The organism is Mucilaginibacter pankratovii, assembly GCF_014773265.1.
GTDB classification, from domain to species: Bacteria; Bacteroidota; Bacteroidia; order Sphingobacteriales; family Sphingobacteriaceae; genus Mucilaginibacter; species Mucilaginibacter pankratovii.
In genome coordinates, this window is the sequence record NZ_JACWMY010000013.1 from 42,228 (window position 1) to 56,978 (window position 14,751).

The 14,751-nt window shown below is 46.8% G+C and carries 21 protein-coding genes and 1 pseudogene; 6 read left to right on the top strand and 16 right to left on the bottom strand.

The genetic code is table 11. From position 1 onward, the window contains the following. Positions 1–8: 8 nt before the first annotated feature. The 3 genes and pseudogenes from IDJ77_RS22245 to IDJ77_RS22255 form a co-directional block, all read left to right on the top strand. On the top strand, positions 9–359 hold the full coding sequence (locus tag IDJ77_RS22245) for an MmcQ/YjbR family DNA-binding protein (RefSeq protein WP_191191191.1): 351 nt from the start codon (positions 9–11) through the stop codon (positions 357–359). Between the two features lie 209 nt (positions 360–568). Next, positions 569–2,002 carry a carboxylesterase family protein gene (locus IDJ77_RS22250; protein ID WP_191191192.1) on the top strand — a complete coding sequence of 478 codons (1,434 nt, stop codon included), beginning with the start codon at positions 569–571 and terminating at the stop codon, positions 2,000–2,002. A gap of 24 nt (positions 2,003–2,026) precedes the next feature. Continuing rightward, positions 2,027–2,275, top strand: a pseudogene (locus IDJ77_RS22255) (helix-turn-helix domain-containing protein); the annotation flags it as partial. Here the strand turns inward: IDJ77_RS22255 and IDJ77_RS22260 are convergent. From IDJ77_RS22260 to IDJ77_RS22280, 6 genes are all read right to left on the bottom strand, one after another. Continuing rightward, positions 2,268–2,474 (bottom strand): SDR family oxidoreductase, encoded by a 207-nt coding sequence (locus IDJ77_RS22260; RefSeq protein WP_191191193.1) that lies wholly within the window; start codon positions 2,472–2,474, stop codon positions 2,268–2,270. The pseudogene IDJ77_RS22255 and the gene IDJ77_RS22260 overlap by 8 nt on opposite strands. Before the next feature lie 645 nt (positions 2,475–3,119). Then, positions 3,120–3,266, bottom strand: a complete 147-nt coding sequence (locus tag IDJ77_RS22265) for a hypothetical protein (protein WP_191191194.1) — start codon at positions 3,264–3,266, stop codon at positions 3,120–3,122. Between the two features lie 52 nt (positions 3,267–3,318). Beyond that, positions 3,319–4,386 (bottom strand): DUF932 domain-containing protein, encoded by a 1,068-nt coding sequence (locus tag IDJ77_RS22270; protein ID WP_191191195.1) that lies wholly within the window; start codon positions 4,384–4,386, stop codon positions 3,319–3,321. 5 nt (positions 4,387–4,391) lie between these two features. Next, entirely contained in the window at positions 4,392–4,559 is a 168-nt protein-coding gene (locus tag IDJ77_RS22275; RefSeq protein WP_191191196.1) for a hypothetical protein, read from the bottom strand. Between the two features lie 4 nt (positions 4,560–4,563). Continuing rightward, complete coding sequence (locus tag IDJ77_RS27885) at positions 4,564–4,692, bottom strand: hypothetical protein (RefSeq protein ID WP_262892802.1); 129 nt, start codon at positions 4,690–4,692, stop codon at positions 4,564–4,566. Positions 4,693–4,773: 81 nt separating this feature from the next. Next, complete coding sequence (locus tag IDJ77_RS22280; RefSeq protein WP_191191197.1) at positions 4,774–5,322, bottom strand: hypothetical protein; 549 nt, start codon at positions 5,320–5,322, stop codon at positions 4,774–4,776. 485 nt (positions 5,323–5,807) lie between these two features. Here IDJ77_RS22280 and IDJ77_RS22285 point away from each other — a divergent pair, with 485 nt between their 5' ends. The 3 genes from IDJ77_RS22285 to IDJ77_RS22295 all read left to right on the top strand — a co-directional run bounded on the left by IDJ77_RS22285 (position 5,808) and on the right by IDJ77_RS22295 (position 7,720). Next, positions 5,808–6,536, top strand: a complete 729-nt coding sequence (locus IDJ77_RS22285; protein ID WP_191191198.1) for a hypothetical protein — start codon at positions 5,808–5,810, stop codon at positions 6,534–6,536. Between the two features lie 137 nt (positions 6,537–6,673). Beyond that, complete coding sequence (locus IDJ77_RS22290; protein ID WP_191191199.1) at positions 6,674–6,964, top strand: hypothetical protein; 291 nt, start codon at positions 6,674–6,676, stop codon at positions 6,962–6,964. 27 nt (positions 6,965–6,991) lie between these two features. Beyond that, entirely contained in the window at positions 6,992–7,720 is a 729-nt protein-coding gene (locus tag IDJ77_RS22295) for a hypothetical protein (protein ID WP_191191200.1), read from the top strand. Between the two features lie 60 nt (positions 7,721–7,780). On the opposite strand, the gene IDJ77_RS22300 is transcribed toward IDJ77_RS22295, so the two are convergent. The 10 genes from IDJ77_RS22300 to IDJ77_RS22345 all read right to left on the bottom strand — a co-directional run bounded on the left by IDJ77_RS22300 (position 7,781) and on the right by IDJ77_RS22345 (position 14,740). After that, on the bottom strand, positions 7,781–7,963 hold the full coding sequence (locus IDJ77_RS22300) for a histone H1 (RefSeq protein ID WP_191191201.1): 183 nt from the start codon (positions 7,961–7,963) through the stop codon (positions 7,781–7,783). A gap of 67 nt (positions 7,964–8,030) precedes the next feature. Continuing rightward, a complete protein-coding gene (locus IDJ77_RS22305; RefSeq protein ID WP_191191202.1) occupies positions 8,031–9,026 on the bottom strand; it encodes a hypothetical protein in 996 nt (331 codons plus the stop codon). A 24-nt stretch (positions 9,027–9,050) separates the two neighbouring features. Then, complete coding sequence (gene traM / locus IDJ77_RS22310; RefSeq protein ID WP_317174366.1) at positions 9,051–10,100, bottom strand: conjugative transposon protein TraM; 1,050 nt, start codon at positions 10,098–10,100, stop codon at positions 9,051–9,053. A gap of 51 nt (positions 10,101–10,151) precedes the next feature. Continuing rightward, complete coding sequence (locus tag IDJ77_RS22315; RefSeq protein ID WP_191191203.1) at positions 10,152–10,373, bottom strand: hypothetical protein; 222 nt, start codon at positions 10,371–10,373, stop codon at positions 10,152–10,154. After that, on the bottom strand, positions 10,370–10,996 hold the full coding sequence (traK, locus tag IDJ77_RS22320) for a conjugative transposon protein TraK (RefSeq protein WP_191191204.1): 627 nt from the start codon (positions 10,994–10,996) through the stop codon (positions 10,370–10,372). The genes IDJ77_RS22315 and traK overlap by 4 nt, the downstream gene beginning before the upstream one ends. A 56-nt stretch (positions 10,997–11,052) precedes the next feature. Continuing rightward, positions 11,053–12,267, bottom strand: a complete 1,215-nt coding sequence (gene traJ / locus IDJ77_RS22325; protein WP_191191205.1) for a conjugative transposon protein TraJ — start codon at positions 12,265–12,267, stop codon at positions 11,053–11,055. Positions 12,268–12,277: 10 nt separating this feature from the next. After that, a complete protein-coding gene (locus IDJ77_RS22330) occupies positions 12,278–12,889 on the bottom strand; it encodes a TerB family tellurite resistance protein (protein WP_191191327.1) in 612 nt (203 codons plus the stop codon). Positions 12,890–12,935: 46 nt separating this feature from the next. Next, positions 12,936–13,616 (bottom strand): hypothetical protein, encoded by a 681-nt coding sequence (locus IDJ77_RS22335; RefSeq protein WP_191191206.1) that lies wholly within the window; start codon positions 13,614–13,616, stop codon positions 12,936–12,938. Then, a complete protein-coding gene (locus IDJ77_RS22340; RefSeq protein ID WP_191191207.1) occupies positions 13,603–14,295 on the bottom strand; it encodes a conjugal transfer protein TraI in 693 nt (230 codons plus the stop codon). Before IDJ77_RS22340 ends, IDJ77_RS22335 begins: the two co-directional genes overlap by 14 nt. 64 nt (positions 14,296–14,359) lie before the next feature. Continuing rightward, positions 14,360–14,740 (bottom strand): hypothetical protein, encoded by a 381-nt coding sequence (locus IDJ77_RS22345; RefSeq protein ID WP_191191208.1) that lies wholly within the window; start codon positions 14,738–14,740, stop codon positions 14,360–14,362. Positions 14,741–14,751 lie beyond the last annotated feature (11 nt).

The following is a 14,751-nucleotide window of genomic DNA, read 5'->3' on the forward strand; positions in this document are numbered from 1 at the left end:
TATATTATATGAATGTAGAAGAGTTCAGAGATTTCTGTCTGTCATTCCCTGATACACAAGAAGGCATGCCGTTCGAGGGTTTCTTTAAAAATTCGCAGTCTATCCTTGTATTTTATGTTGGTAAGAAAATGTTTTGCTTATTCGACCTTGATAAATTTGATCGTTGTACATTAAAATGTGATCCTAACTTTGTTGATGAGCTTAGGGGACACGAGGGCATCGACAAACCATTCAACTTGAGTCCAAAACACTGGATAAGTGTAGATTTAAACGGGGATGTCTCTTGGGAATTAATTCAGGATCTTGTTACTAAATCTTACCAACTTGTCGCAGATGGTGTATTAAGGAAAAGTACATAAAATCAGGGCGTAGTAATGTCACTTATATAGAATCTATGGCATGGGTGCGTCAAAATTAGTGAAGGCTGTAAAAACTGTAACGTTTTTCGGCGCGATTCTCACTTCATTGTTAAAAGGTTTACGATATTCAATTTTACACAAACCATTGTTAATGTGTAAGCCGTTATCCCTAACCCATGTAAAAATGACTAGTATAAATTTTAAATGTTATGAGTAGAAAAAAATCGACCACCACCCAAGCGATCCGCTCATGGCTGGGTATTCCTTACGCCACCGCAAAACGCTTCCGCCGGCCCATTTTGCTGCCGTTCAACCCGGACCTGCCTTACGACCAAAAGGGCCCCGCGCCGCTCCAAGCCGGCGACACGAGCTGGCTCGAGGCCGACAACGACTTGAGCGAGGACTGCCTGAACCTCAACGTCTGGGCACCCGAGGACGCCGGAGGCGAACTGCTCCCTGTTATCGTCTACATCTTCGGCGGCGGCTTCGAACTCGGCTCGAACACACAAACCACATCAAACCTCTCCGGGCTCGCTGCTACCGGCCGCGCCATTGGTGTATCACTGAATTATCGGCTCGGCCCTTTTGGGTGGCTCTCGCTTTCCCAGTACGGGGGCAAGTTCGCGGACGCCACCAACCTCGGCCTGCAGGACATCATCACCGCGCTCAGATGGGTGCAGGAGAACATCGCCCGCTTCGGTGGCGACCCTCAGAAGGTCACTGTCACCGGCCATAGCGCCGGCGCATACTCTACGATCGGGCTCCTCGCTGCTCCGTCGGCCGACGGTCTTTATCAGCGTCTCGCTGCGTTCTCCGGCGGCGCATCTCGGATCGTTCCAGCCTGGTGGGCCGAAGAACTCGCGATCACGTTTTTGAACGAACTCGGCATTGCGGACGATCCCGAACAACTGCTCACCCTGGATGCAAAGCTCCTCGCCGAGACGCTCATCAAGGTCAGCCCGCGCGACATCGGCGACCGACACGGCATCGACAACACGACTATTGGCATCGTGAATGACCGCTCTCAGACCGGGGCTGTTCTCGCTGACACGCCGCTACGCGTCCTCGAATCTGGACGTCACCGCGACGTCGATATTCTCTTTAGCACTGCGACGAATGAAGCGGACTGGTGGGTCATCAACGCGACCGGGAAGTTCGACCCCGGCAGTATCGACAACATCGTCGACGAACTAGTAACGAAGTCACGGATCCCCCGAAGCCGTGCCCGGCGCATCGTCGCCACCTACGATGTCAACGGACGCACTCCGGTTGAGGTCCGCGGGGCGCTGTTCACCGATTACTTCTTTACCCTTCCCGCCGCTCGTGCAGCTCTCGCCCACGCCGCCGCAGGTGGCAACGCCCACCTGCTCACCGTTGGCCCTGTCGAGGGTGCGCCAGCCGTACACGGCACGGAGATGTATGGCATCGTCGGGCAAGCACGCCCTGGACAAAGCGATGAGCAAGCTACCCGTGACAACTTCATCCGTGATACCCTCCTCGACTTTGCCGCAGGCAACTACGACCGGCTTTGGAACGCCGTAACCACGAAACCCACCTCACACGACATCGGCAACTCACCATACGACCCCACCCCCCACGCGGCCGAGGTCCTGCGTACCTTCGAGGGCATCGAACGTACCTGAGAGCAGTTAGACATAATATCTTGACTTAACAACTATTTTAATAGCGAAGTCGGGAGTTTGCGAACCGTGCAATTCATCGCTGAACAAATGAATCTGTCACCAAATTATTTGAGCGATTTGCTGCGAATGCATACCGGCCAAAATACCCAGCAGCATATTCATGAAAGACTGATCGCTTATGCTTTAGGGTTTGAACATGCGCAGTCCTTCAGCACTCTGTTCAAAAAGAAAACGAATCTGTCACCATTAGAGTTCCGGGCTGCATTTAACTAACCGTCGGTAATGAGCCGCCGTCTATCGCGTAGATCGCACCGGTCAAATAAGCGGCTGATGGTGATATCAGGAAGTGAACCAAAGAGGCTACTTCTTCCGGATCGGCCGTGTGTCCCATCTGGATGCCGCCGGTTTGTACCATTAATTGTTTCATGGCTTCGTCAACGGTTAGGCTATCTAATATGGGATAATCGGACATATATTATGCATGTAGCATTGAACATTTTTACAAATCTTTATTGGCAATCCTCTAATATTTGAAAAGACTTTTGATGCCCGTAAGGGCCGCCCGGGATTTTGAGCGTTTACAGATGTATTTTAAGGCTAAAACAGTTAATTTATAAATTTAGAATTAGGCTTATAAGCCTTGCTAATATCAGCGCAGCACCCACAAGGATAAAAATGTTTTCTATGATAGTGATTATATTTCCTTTTAGATAACTGCTAAAGATTTGCACCCCTGCAATACTTCTGCGGTTAAACCTGCGCCGTCCGATATGATAACGGATAAATAAGCCCAATATTAAAAGTATTAAGCCTTGATATTTGATGATAAATTGCACCATAATTTCGATTTTCAAGAAGAATTAAGCCCCGTTTGGGGGGCTATGATAAATTAAGGCAGGACAAACAAAGCGATAGCCAGTTTAAACTTTGCCGGGCAATCGACTTGCTTGGCATACAGGTCAAAACAGTTATTGGTATAGATGGCTAAATTACCGTCAAGTAGTTTCTCGGAAAATAGCTCGCTGTTGGTTACCAGTTTACCGTTATAGAACTTTGTTTTCCTGACAACTTCTTCAGCAAGCTGTACCCAAAAATCTAAATTGAAAGGCTGGCTACCCTAATTTTTGGCTAACTCGTCTTTTTGCGCAATGGTCTGTTCGGCATGGGCATTGACAAAAGCAATAAAGCCTTTTATGTCATTGGGGGGAAACTGGTGCAAGGTTTTTGCTTTTTGGATATTGTTATACTTATTAATAGATTTCATAAGGATGGTATTAAATGAGCAAATAACAGGGGGATAAAATCCCCCTGCCTGATTAATTAAATAATAAAGTGGATGAGCCGTGTTGTGTAAACTCATGGCAGAGGTCAAAAGCCGACTGGCTTCTTTGTAATCCTGTGCCGTACATGATAGATTTAAATTTCGCCTCATCGTTCTTAAAATTGCGGACATTTTGAAAGTAACCCGTCACGGCATTGAAAGCCCCAAACACTGTTCCTTTGGTGGTGTCCTCTTGTTGGGTCGGGCTGATCATGGCGTATTGAAATACGTTATCTACCATATTATTAAAATGACTTGACAGCTCATCGTCCGCCCCCTGCTGTACATTGGCTAATACCTCCTTACTTGGTGCCATCGCCAATTGTATCAATCTTTTAACTTCCCTGTCGGTTATCCGAACCCTTGACCAGCGGTTATAGATCGCTTCCAGTTCATCGGCTAAACTATTAGCGATACCCATCATCTTATGTGCCTCCTTTAGCTTATCGTTTGCGCTTGCAGTGTGCCGTATTTTAATGCAGTTGGTATGGTTACGTAAAGCAGCGTTTAATGTATTGGCGCAAACGATCCTGATTGGCGTAAATGCGATTTGTATACTGCCCAAACCATCGTGCGAGGTGGAAAGGAAAAGATATTTTTCCACACAATCGTTGCGCCCGACACGGATGTAGTCGGGCAGTTTCGCCGTGATAAAAATTTTAGAGCCGTTGGATAAAGCCCCTGCTGTTTCGTATAAAATGCCGTCCTTGCCACCTACAATTGTGTCAAAAAAAGTAAAGGCGTTTAAGTTCTGTAAGATTTGGTAATCATTACCTACTACTCCTAAAACCTGCTCTGTATCCGTGCGTACGGTAGCGTAAAAATTCGGCACTTCTATTTCGGGTATAATAATATCCGTTTCGGGGTCGCCGTTGTGATTTTCTGTATCATAAGTAAATAAAGGCCGTTTTTCTATGTGGTAATCTAAACACGCGTGTTTGATCGCCTCTGCACTGGTCGGGTAATCGCTGATTACCTGACCTAAACCATGCCAAGCCTTTCCCTTAACTGAAAAAAAGCTGTGTTTTCCTGTAAGTTCGTTGAAATTAATATCGTGTGCCATGATGTTTAAGATTTTAGTTTGTAGTCCATAAATTTCAGTTCGTGTATTTTTACCTTTTTGGTGTTGCTGATGGTACAGGTGGCCTTTTGCTGTATCTCGGTAATAGCCTCGTGTACATTTTTATGCCTTGTTTGTATGGTCGCTTTGACCAGTAAATAAATGGTGTCGTACATAATCTTATAAATTATAATCGTTTGTAAACTGTGCCAGTTCCATTTGAAACCCTGCGGGGTTTTCTTTTGCTAATTGTTCGGCGTAACCCTCCCAAAATATTTGGTTGGTTAACTCTATAAATAGTTGATACATTTGCGCTTAGTTAAGATTTGAAAAGATTTTAATAACGCCCCCTTTGAAGTTTTGGGAAAGGGGGCGTTTCTTATTGACTACCTATTGCGGTATCACGATACCCGCTTCAATTTCAGCCAGTTTTTCTACGCACATATTGTTAACCAACTGTGCTACTGTCCAAATGATGGTTGGGTTCTTTGTTTCAAACTTCCTGCGGTTATCATCTTCAATCGTCAAAACGCAACCATTGTAATAATTGGTGTCGGTGGTATCTGCTTCATCCCGCAACTCTACCTCAAAATCATCTAAATTTTTAATGGTGTCCTGTAGCTTAGTGCGTTGCTTAGCCTTACGGTGCATCTCCTCGATGAATTTCAACGTACCCTCTAAATTCAGCACGAATTTTTTAGGCTCTTCCTTTATAGGTTCAGCCTTAACCTCGGTCTTTAATACTTCGGCTTTCGGCGGTTCAGGTTGCTGCGGTGTTTGTACCGGCGGTTTCTCCGCATCTTTCTTTGGTTCGTCTTTTGCCGGTTCGGTTTTTGATACCACATTTACCGGGTTACCTGCTACGAATTGAGGTTTTTTGTCTGCATTAACGGTGTTTGCTACTTTAGTCTGTCCGTTGTCTTTAACTTTAGTTTCCATTTTTTAATGAATTAAATTTGTTTCGCCCCGCCTACTACATTTCGGCAGGAGCCATTTCTGGCTTTTTGTTAAGCAACCTCTCCTGATTTAGCGGGGATTCCAGGCAAGGCTTTTGGAAAAAAAATACTACCCGAGCGTAGCGAGGTGTGGAGATTTTTTTTCCAAAACCCGCAGGGCTTGGCCTTGACTGGGAGCCACGCGGATCAGAAATTTGTTGCTCAAACAGCCTAATAATAACTTGGTCAGTCTTTTAAAATGCTTTATAAGTGGAAGGCCAAAAGTGCTTGCGGTTTGGGCTATGCGGTAGCGACGCCCAAATTGCGAGCGCTTTTAAACGCGGTGAAGCTGCTGAGTGACGGAACGGAATGAAGCGGCTGGAACCGCTGTCTTAATGATAGAAAAGGGTATATACCAATTTACCACCCTTTTACCGCTGGATAGGCTTAAACAAATTACTTAAGTTTGTAATATTCTATCCTAATGCTATGAATGAAAACGTTTTAAAGATCACCCGTGAGATGCTGGCTGGTGGCCTGTTTGGGCGGGAACAGGAAGAAAAAGAGTATATGGTACTACAGGAATTATGCGGTGCCGAAAACTACGAAGATCTTACCCTACTCCTTGACGCACTTGGTGCATCCGGTACCGTGCTCGCGGTACCTGCATTATTGGGCCAACGGAACACATGTAATGATGAAACAAAAGTGCTCACGGATATCGCCATCGACCTGATCAAGGCACGGGCCAAAACAAGAGGAAGCATACTGCCTGCTGAGTATTTTAAAACCGGGCATTGGAAACCCCGCTGGAATGGAAGCACAAATACTTTTCTAAGTTATGTGCAAGTCATTGCCGACATCTATATCAAGATAGGCCATGATGAAAGTGAGGTCAACCGGATCGGAGCAATACTTGCCGAAGAAATGGAGATCGACCTATCACCCTATCCAACGTTTGCAGATTTTAAGATATGTCAAAGTGATTCGGATTTTGAAAAAGATTATCGTGTGGTACTGGATAAGATGGCCCAAGAGCAGTTATTAGCAGACGCAGAAGAAGCGGGTATCAGCAAAAGCGACACCAGCTTCTTAACGGGCACCCTGATGGATTTACAGTGTGATTACCTGGTAGCCCGTTTAAAATTGAAAGGCAATCTCGAATATTACCGCTTCGTGCTGAAGATAACCGAATGTCTGAACCAACAAGAATTGTAAAAAACGGCATCATTGTACATTGTGGGCTTTACGATGGGCAGAATGCTTTACAGGCTCTAGGAAGACCTATATGATGAGCAAAGAGACCATACACCGTCAAACGATCACGAAACAAGAACCTATTAAATATACAGAGTATGAAAAAAGCAGAATTAGTTGAATTCCTGGATAGCTGGAACCAATTGGACAAGGCCGAAGGGGATTATAAACCGATCAATCCGTACCAATTGCACGCTATTTTCGTGTCACCGAATTTCTTTTTGAAATGGTACTTGCTGCCCGGGCCCTTCAACGATCTCGCCAAAGAACTGGAATATGAATTTGACCCGGGCAATGAAAATAAGATCATATTTATGTACAGCGATCAAAGGGTGGAAATTGAAAAGCTGGTAGATATAGGTGAACCCGAACTGCGGTTGATCGGCTAAGGACGGATGAAAGGTGAAAAATACACTATGTATAACAAGGATTCGATTATTGCCGAAATGGCATTGGAGGGCTGGGATACTGATCTGGATGAAAACAGGGATAAGGAAAAGTTCCTGTTGCACATACTGCGGGGCACCGACAACCCCAAGGAGATCCTGGCGATTTGTGAGGCCTTTGGGTCAAAAGGCTCTTTATTTACGGCCCCGGTATTGATGGCCAGAATGGTCACTACCCAGAGAGAGGTACAATCTTATTTTATGGCAACGCTGGCCATCATCATGTCCCGGATGCAGGGTTGGGAGCCGGACTTGTTAAACGATTTCTTCAACCCCTCCTGGTGGCCGACGAAATGGGTCGCCACGAAGGAGCGCTTTATCAGCTTTATATGTATCCTCGCGGGTGCCGACGACGAGGGCTTCTTCAACGAAGAGCGGATGGAGACGATGGCTGAGATATTCCTTCCGGAAATGCAGGTCAATATTTTACCGTACCTGAGTTTTAAAGAACTGAAGTTACTGGCTACTGAATGGGACCCGAAAACAGATATGATTCTGGTCGCCAATGGGTTGCAGGAACAAATGCTATTATCCCCGCTTTACCAGGAAAGCGGAATTTTAAAAGAACCCGATCAGCAGGTTAGCGACAATATTTCAGATATGCGGATCGATTACCTGATCACCAGGCTCGGCCTTCACCACGAACTTGACCATTACCACACGATGCTAAGAATGGCACTGGTTTTAAATCAGGCGTAAAAATAAGAAGCCCTGAACCAAGCGGAACAGGGCTTCCTCCCCAAAAGCAGCTATTGCTTTTTATTTAGCTTCTTTGTTTTTGATTTCTGTTACCTCGGCACGGCCGGACTGGGCAAGTACTTTGATCTCCTGGTAAGCTTTACGGAGACGGGTTCCGGCTGCTTTGTTGTTTTTCTCGTGAAATGCGACAGCATCAGCTTCCGTAGCGGCTACTAAATCTTTTAATTTCTGAAATGTTGACATAATAAATGATTTTAAAATTTAAAAAAAAGTGAATGTATAAAAAAATGGTTAATTAATTAGGAATGGGCTACACGGTCATTCCCTGGCTTTCAGCCTGACCCTTCTCTTTGCCGGTACCTTTGGAGCGTTCTTTCTCCTGTTTCGGTAATTTCAGGAAGTCCTCGCGTTTTTCCGGCGCACCGTTTTGCACCTGGTAGAAGTTAATATTGCCATATCGGGGAACCGCCTCGATACGCAGCTTTATATCCTTCCCGTCTTTGCCCTCTACCGTAACCACCGGCCGGTTACCGTTTTTCAGGTCAGTAATTAACTGCTCCTGTTTTTTCGGATCGGCATCCAGTTTTATCTTGAATTCTTCTACGGCTTTTTTGACATCATAGCCATAACCCTCGCTAAACTGCTTTACCTCGTAATTGCCGTATTTATCTTTTGGCTTATCAAACAGGAAAGTAGACCAGGCCTTGTATTGCTCCCCGGCGCGGTTCACCAAATCTTCGCGGTACACAGAACGGCCCTGTAAAAGATTGGCCGCCTGATTAACCGGGAAACCCGCACCTTTTTCCACATAAAAGTGATTGGTCAGCGCCGGGCTGTAAAAGTCCTTTTGAAACTCCTTTGCCACATAATCCACCTTACCCTCGTTCATCGTGGCCAAAGTCGTTTTGAATGGCAGGTCATTACCCGTTGCTTTACCAATAGCCAGTTCGCTCTTTCCTTTCTGCGATTTGAAAAAATCGATGGCCTCCACCGGGCTGTCGAACTTCTTCATCAGGTTCTTGTTATTATCGCCCGGCGAAATCACAATATATTTCTGCTCGTTCTCCAGCGGTTTGGTTTTACTATATGCCAGATCATAGCGATTAAAATAATAGTAATCCGACTGGCCGGACTGCCTGAAATTCAGGGTCACATCGATCTGCCCCTTGTCGGCGGGCAATTGTGTTTTTAGCTGGAAACCAGGGAGGTTCTTCTCCATATTGGCTTCCATATCTTTAATGATCTTGTCATCAAAGCCCAGGGCTTTCAGCTCGCCCTTTAAATTCTCCAAATTGTTACGATTCATTGATCATGGTTTTTAAATGAATAATTACTGTTGATTTTTCCTGGTGTTATCCCGCAAAAGCAAAGGGTAACCTGCTTTGAGCTTAACCTTGATCCGCTTGACCTTTTTCGATAGCAAACCCTTGGCCGCTTCAATACCCGCCCCAGCCGCCTGTACGCCCAATGTCTGATCCATCGAAAGGAACTGCATACTTTGCAAAGCATTGCTGCTGCCCGTACCTACCGCGCCCCCTAATTCTGCTTCCGGCGCATTAATGCCGATCATCGCATCCTTCGCGTCGAACACCGTAAAATTCACCGGGATAATAGAAGTACCCAAGCCCACATTTCTAATCTCCAGATTCAGGCGTTGGTTGCTGATCGATGCCAGGCCGTATAGCTTGTGGTTTTTCGGGATCACCTGCCCATTAACGATAACTGTATCCAGCAAGCGCAATTCCACCACCGCCCCATCAGTGACCTTTTGGTCACGGGAGATCACCGCAGGTATCGCTTTAAACAAGCTGTCCGGTGCCGCCACATGCTCCCTTTTCAGACTTTGTCTGACCAGTTCCGGGTTTTGGATCTGCAGGATCTTATCCATCATCCCGTTCAGCTGCTTCATTTCCGGGTCTTCACCACTGTTCTGCTGCTGCATATTCTTCATCATCGCTTCCAGTTTGGCCACATCTTTGGAAACGGAAACATCGGGCGCAGCCGGAGCCTGAACAGGTGCATAACTCGTTGCCGCGGGAACCGCAGGCGCGGCGATTTGCTTATTTATAGCCGCCAGCTTCTCGTTGATCTGTTTGGTCTGCGGGTCATCGGCAGGGTTGAAACCTAGCCGGCCAGCCACATCAGCGATCTCGTTACCACCCGTTCTAACCGAATCCCGGTCAGCCTGGTTATAAATATCCATTTTGTCGGCCGGCTCCGCTTTCTTAAACTGCGCTCCGGGCAGTTCGGTATTGATACCTTTGGAAACGGCCACACCGTTACCCGTCACGCCCTTACCGCCCCCAAGCGCATAAAAGCCCAGCGCGAGAAAAGGCGATAAAAGCAAGGGGAGGAATAACAAGATCTTTCGCTTGTCCACTCTTTGATTTTGTGTCATAAATTTCATGTAGTTTAATAGTGAATAATTGGGTTAGTGGAACGCCCGGATCAGCACGAACAGGCAATAACTGCCGAAGGCCGCACAAAATAAAACCAGCAGGCAAAGCCTTGCTTTGCCCGATAAGTGAACCGTTTTGCGGTTTAGGTAGTCCGCTGCCCTGCGCTGATACTGGAGTATGTCGCCTGCTATTTTACCCGCGACCTGTTCCTGCCTGGCGCTCATGGGCCGTTCTTTTTTCCGGAACAGCCTCATGGTTTGAGCGCTTTAGGGTCAACATCCGTATTGACCAGGGTTTCCCAATGCTGGATCAGAAAGCCATGTGGGTTATTATCCGTCTGCGTTTTCATATCCCTGACCTGGCCCTGAGTCACAAGTTTCCGGAAAATCGTACTGGTCGAACGCACCAGTTTTTCAGTGGCATAGCAGGTAAAACCATAAGGCGAGCTGTTCACATCAACCTTAATACTGTCCACTGTAATTTCCTGCGATATATTAGCTGAGATCAGGTTATTGTAATAACCCTGTTCGCGCAGGTTATCATAAGCCTGCTTCGCACTTTCATCCGCCAGGTACAAAGCTTTGGTAATACCCGCCTGTATCGCCTTTTCATCCGGCGACAGGTTAAAAAAGTACTGGTGAAAGGTCTTGATATGATCCCGGAGTTCCACCGGCAGGTTTAACTTCCGGTCGGAAGCCAGTGCTTCCAGCACCTTGCCATTGTACAGGATATGCACCCGATTCTGCGCTTCATCGACCAGGCTGTAGCTTTTCCAGATGCAAAAACACAGGACCAGCACATTGGCCGTAATCAAAAACAAGCTGAACCGTTTGATATGCTGAAAAGCCGTATCGATATTTCTGAGTTGTTTGAACATAAATGCCCCCTAACCCCCTGAAGGGGGAATGATTTAATGATTAAAAATTCTGTTGATTACGACTTGCCGGATAGTTTGTCCTTTTGGTAGTCATTGCCTTGCCCGGCATTCCGGTACCCTTCGGCGATATCACCCGGCGCAGTTAAAACGTTTATCCCGCCTCTGGCCATGCGCGAGCCTAACGCTGCACCGCCTGCCTGGCCGTACTGTGCCGCGGTCGACGTGGTACCCGAAACAATAGCCGTTACTTTCTGCAATAACGCATTACCGCCACCGGCATGAACGATATACCCCGCCACGTTCGGCACCGTGAAATAACCCACGATCCCAATAACCATAAAGATCATGTAAGCGCTATCGTTAACAGAAAAGAACGTATCGCCCTGCTGGCCGATCTGGCTAATATCGATCTTGAGCATATTCTCCTGGATCTTACCCAGGATCGCGCTGAAGATATTGGCCACCGGCAGCCACATAAACACATTGACATACCTGGCCAGCCAGACCGATAAAGTTTGCTGGAAACCATCATAGACAGCGAAACCGAACACCAGCGGCCCTAATATGGCCAGGACAATGAGATAAAATGTACGGATCGTATTGATACACAGCGCAGCGGCAGCAAACAGCACCTGCAATACCTCGGATAACCATTCCTTGATCGAGTTTCGGAAATTATAATAGTTCTTATCCGCCCAGAACTTGATATCATTGCCCAAACCCTCCAGCATACCTTCATCTTCCCGGTCCGGATCTTTCGGGTGCGTGTAGCGATACCACTTATCCGAATCGCCGCTGCCGGTTTCCCCCACGTACATCTTCCACTGCTCACTGTTCTTTACCGCCTCCTCTTTCTTTTTCAGCAACGCCGCCACCGCATCATTCGAACTGCTTACCATTCCAGCCGTAGCCGAAACCACCGGCTGTAACACACCATTCAGCACCGGGATCACCAAGATTTGAAACATAACAATAGCGCCACCCAGGCAAAAAGGACGTAACAACGGATAAAAATCTATCGGCTCGGCGTTGGCGATCTGCCGCCATACCCGAGAAGCGATATACCATAATGCCCCGAATCCTGCCAACCCCTGCGCTACGCCGATCAGCTTACCGCAAAGCGGGATCATCTCGTTATAAACGTTATCCAAAACAGGTTGCATACCTCCAATGGTATCAGCAATCCCCTCGGCATGAGAAACGGACGGCAATAAAAAAAGCAACAGTAAGCCCACCAGCCCCCTAAAGGGGGAGTTAAAAAATCTTTTCATAAGTATTTAGTTATTTAAGGTTATAGTACTGTTTCATCGCACCCACATCCATCTTTTCACGCTGTCGCTGATAATCAAGTACACTCGTCTGCCGGTTAAAGGAGCGCAGGAAAACCAGTTTATCATCCGTATCTGCATAGATGCGGTCAATGGCCTGCAAACGTTCATCATCGGACATGCGCAATTGGTTAGCCGTAATCACCATCACCAGTTGGTCCATATTTGCACCGCTTTCTTTCAATAGCTGTCCGTAAACCTTACTTAGATAATCCAGTTCAGCTACCGTAAAGTTCCCGCCGGAAGTAAAGCGGCGGTAAGCCGACCGGTATTCCGAGATCAGCGCCGCCTCCGCGCGGATAATATCCGCGATCCGCCCATACTTCCGCACCTCCGGGCTGACCAGCCATAGACCATCGATAAAAGCCTCATGCAGCGAGAAATTACCCTGGGCGATGTTCTTCACAGAATTGTAACCGGTACTTAAAATGGTATAACCCTTTTTCATATCCGACAGGATACTTTTGAACTGCGCCAGCTTTTCGACGTTTAGCAGCAATTGCTGTATCTCGTCGGATTGCGCATTGGCAGGCTCCACACAAAAAGCCGAAAGGCCAAAACACATCAGCAGCCCCGGTAAAGCTTTCCGCTTTAGGCTACGTGCGCTGAGCTTAATATTCATAATACCTCCTTAACTGTTTTAAAGATTCCAACTCATCGCTTCGCTGCCTGATCAATAAAGCGACCTGGTTACAAAAACTTTGCGTAAAGGCGGTCTTATCCTGCATAGACAAGTAAACTTTATTAAGCCGGGCGATCCGTTCGTCATCTTTCATCTCGACCTTGCCGGAAGTAATGACCAATAACAGTTCGTCCATATCCGCATTACATTCGGCAAATACCTGATCCCTGACGGAATTAATATAACCCCGATGATCAGCACTTAAAACCGGACTACCCGTAACCTTACCAAACGCCTCATCGATATATTCCTGCATCGCCACAATTTCATCGATCCGCTTATCATTGCGGATCACCGGGTTGACCTGTTTAAGCGAACTGATGTACAGGTCATGCAGATGAAACTCCCCGTTGGTGATATCCCTGATCGTGTTTAATCCCGAATGAACGATATTATATCCGTTTTCCAGGAAACCGATATACACCTGTAAAGCGGCGATCTGCTGGATCAAATATTTTTTTTGCGTTTTTTTCTGGCTCCACCACTCTGAGAACGTCTGCGCCTGAACTTGTGTAGCGGCAAGAATCAGGAAGAAAGTAACAAGACATATCCCACGCTTCCATAAACCTTTTAGCTTTCGCCTTTCAGCCTTTACCTCAATTGATTTCATACATTTGTTTGACTTGTTTAACTTCCAATTGTGATCGCGACCGCTGGACGCTTAACGTGATATTCTGGTTATTGAACTCGCGCAGATCGCTGTAATTGGCATCCATTTTGGCTGCCGCCTCATTAACGAGTTCCAGCCGTTTGGCATCGCTCATCTGCGTTTTAAAAGAGTTCACCACGATAAAGAGCTGATCCAGGTTCTTGATACTTTCATCCAGAATGCCCTTGTAAACGCCCTCCATGTGCGTAAGCTCATCCGGCGTAAAATGCTTGTCCTTATTGAACAAGGCCATAGCCCAGTGATACTCCTTTACGATGGCCGTCTGCGTTTCGGCCAGGTCCTTGATCCGCTGGTAAGTAGCAAGCATCGCCTTTACCTTGACCAGCTCATCATAATAGGTAGCGTACAGCTTTCTTTGCTTTTCCGTCCAGTCCGATATTTCCGTCAACTTTAGTTTGGACAACTGGTTCTCAATAGTCTTCTGCGCGTTCTGCAACCAGATCGTATTGTTCTGCAAACGCTGTATCTTCAGATCAATCGCCTTAATGACCTTTTTGATCCCCGCCTTGATCACCTCGGCTATCGCGATCTGCGCATTCGCCCCGGATGGCAGCGCGACCAGGATCGTCATGGCACTAAGCGGCAATACAACCATATAGGTTCTTAATTTTTTTTGCATATAAATGGATTATATAAACGCCTGCGAATAAGAGGTGCAGGCGCTTACGTGGTGAATAATGTGGTTAATTCAACCGCCGGTAGAGCCGTTTACCAACGGTCATGCTGTGGCTATCCGGAAATTTGATCACTTTTCCCTTACGGCTCTCGGTCAATACACCTGTTTTAGGGTCAGCCACCGCTGTCCACTCCTCGGTTTCATACAGGTATTTACCCGGCTTGCCGTTTACAACCAACCGGAAACCAGTCTTGCGGTGCAGCAAGTAATTATCATCCCCGGCTTTTTCTACGACAAGCGTATCATGGGCGATGCTGGCTTCGCTTTGTGCATCATTGACATAAGTTCCTGCGATGTCACCCGATGACAGGCCACTTTTACAAGCATTGAACGATAGGGCAGCTACGGCCAAAAGGATAAATGCTGATGATTTGAATTGCTCTTTCATATGATATTGAT

What these genes read in the sequence shown, in the direction of transcription:
- IDJ77_RS22245 (WP_191191191.1), top strand. Translation starts at nt 9, where the DNA reads ATGAATGTAGAAGAGTTCAGAGATTTCTGTCTGTCATTCCCTGATACA.
- IDJ77_RS22250 (WP_191191192.1), top strand. Translation starts at nt 569, where the DNA reads ATGAGTAGAAAAAAATCGACCACCACCCAAGCGATCCGCTCATGGCTG.
- IDJ77_RS22260 (WP_191191193.1), bottom strand. Translation starts at nt 2,474, where the DNA reads ATGTCCGATTATCCCATATTAGATAGCCTAACCGTTGACGAAGCCATG.
- IDJ77_RS22265 (WP_191191194.1), bottom strand. Translation starts at nt 3,266, where the DNA reads ATGAAATCTATTAATAAGTATAACAATATCCAAAAAGCAAAAACCTTG.
- IDJ77_RS22270 (WP_191191195.1), bottom strand. Translation starts at nt 4,386, where the DNA reads ATGGCACACGATATTAATTTCAACGAACTTACAGGAAAACACAGCTTT.
- IDJ77_RS22275 (WP_191191196.1), bottom strand. Translation starts at nt 4,559, where the DNA reads ATGTACGACACCATTTATTTACTGGTCAAAGCGACCATACAAACAAGG.
- IDJ77_RS27885 (WP_262892802.1), bottom strand. Translation starts at nt 4,692, where the DNA reads ATGTATCAACTATTTATAGAGTTAACCAACCAAATATTTTGGGAGGGT.
- IDJ77_RS22280 (WP_191191197.1), bottom strand. Translation starts at nt 5,322, where the DNA reads ATGGAAACTAAAGTTAAAGACAACGGACAGACTAAAGTAGCAAACACC.
- IDJ77_RS22285 (WP_191191198.1), top strand. Translation starts at nt 5,808, where the DNA reads ATGAATGAAAACGTTTTAAAGATCACCCGTGAGATGCTGGCTGGTGGC.
- IDJ77_RS22290 (WP_191191199.1), top strand. Translation starts at nt 6,674, where the DNA reads ATGAAAAAAGCAGAATTAGTTGAATTCCTGGATAGCTGGAACCAATTG.
- IDJ77_RS22295 (WP_191191200.1), top strand. Translation starts at nt 6,992, where the DNA reads ATGTATAACAAGGATTCGATTATTGCCGAAATGGCATTGGAGGGCTGG.
- IDJ77_RS22300 (WP_191191201.1), bottom strand. Translation starts at nt 7,963, where the DNA reads ATGTCAACATTTCAGAAATTAAAAGATTTAGTAGCCGCTACGGAAGCT.
- IDJ77_RS22305 (WP_191191202.1), bottom strand. Translation starts at nt 9,026, where the DNA reads ATGAATCGTAACAATTTGGAGAATTTAAAGGGCGAGCTGAAAGCCCTG.
- IDJ77_RS22315 (WP_191191203.1), bottom strand. Translation starts at nt 10,373, where the DNA reads ATGAGGCTGTTCCGGAAAAAAGAACGGCCCATGAGCGCCAGGCAGGAA.
- traK (WP_191191204.1), bottom strand. Translation starts at nt 10,996, where the DNA reads ATGTTCAAACAACTCAGAAATATCGATACGGCTTTTCAGCATATCAAA.
- traJ (WP_191191205.1), bottom strand. Translation starts at nt 12,267, where the DNA reads ATGAAAAGATTTTTTAACTCCCCCTTTAGGGGGCTGGTGGGCTTACTG.
- IDJ77_RS22330 (WP_191191327.1), bottom strand. Translation starts at nt 12,889, where the DNA reads ATGTGTTTTGGCCTTTCGGCTTTTTGTGTGGAGCCTGCCAATGCGCAA.
- IDJ77_RS22335 (WP_191191206.1), bottom strand. Translation starts at nt 13,616, where the DNA reads ATGAAATCAATTGAGGTAAAGGCTGAAAGGCGAAAGCTAAAAGGTTTA.
- IDJ77_RS22340 (WP_191191207.1), bottom strand. Translation starts at nt 14,295, where the DNA reads ATGCAAAAAAAATTAAGAACCTATATGGTTGTATTGCCGCTTAGTGCC.
- IDJ77_RS22345 (WP_191191208.1), bottom strand. Translation starts at nt 14,740, where the DNA reads ATGAAAGAGCAATTCAAATCATCAGCATTTATCCTTTTGGCCGTAGCT.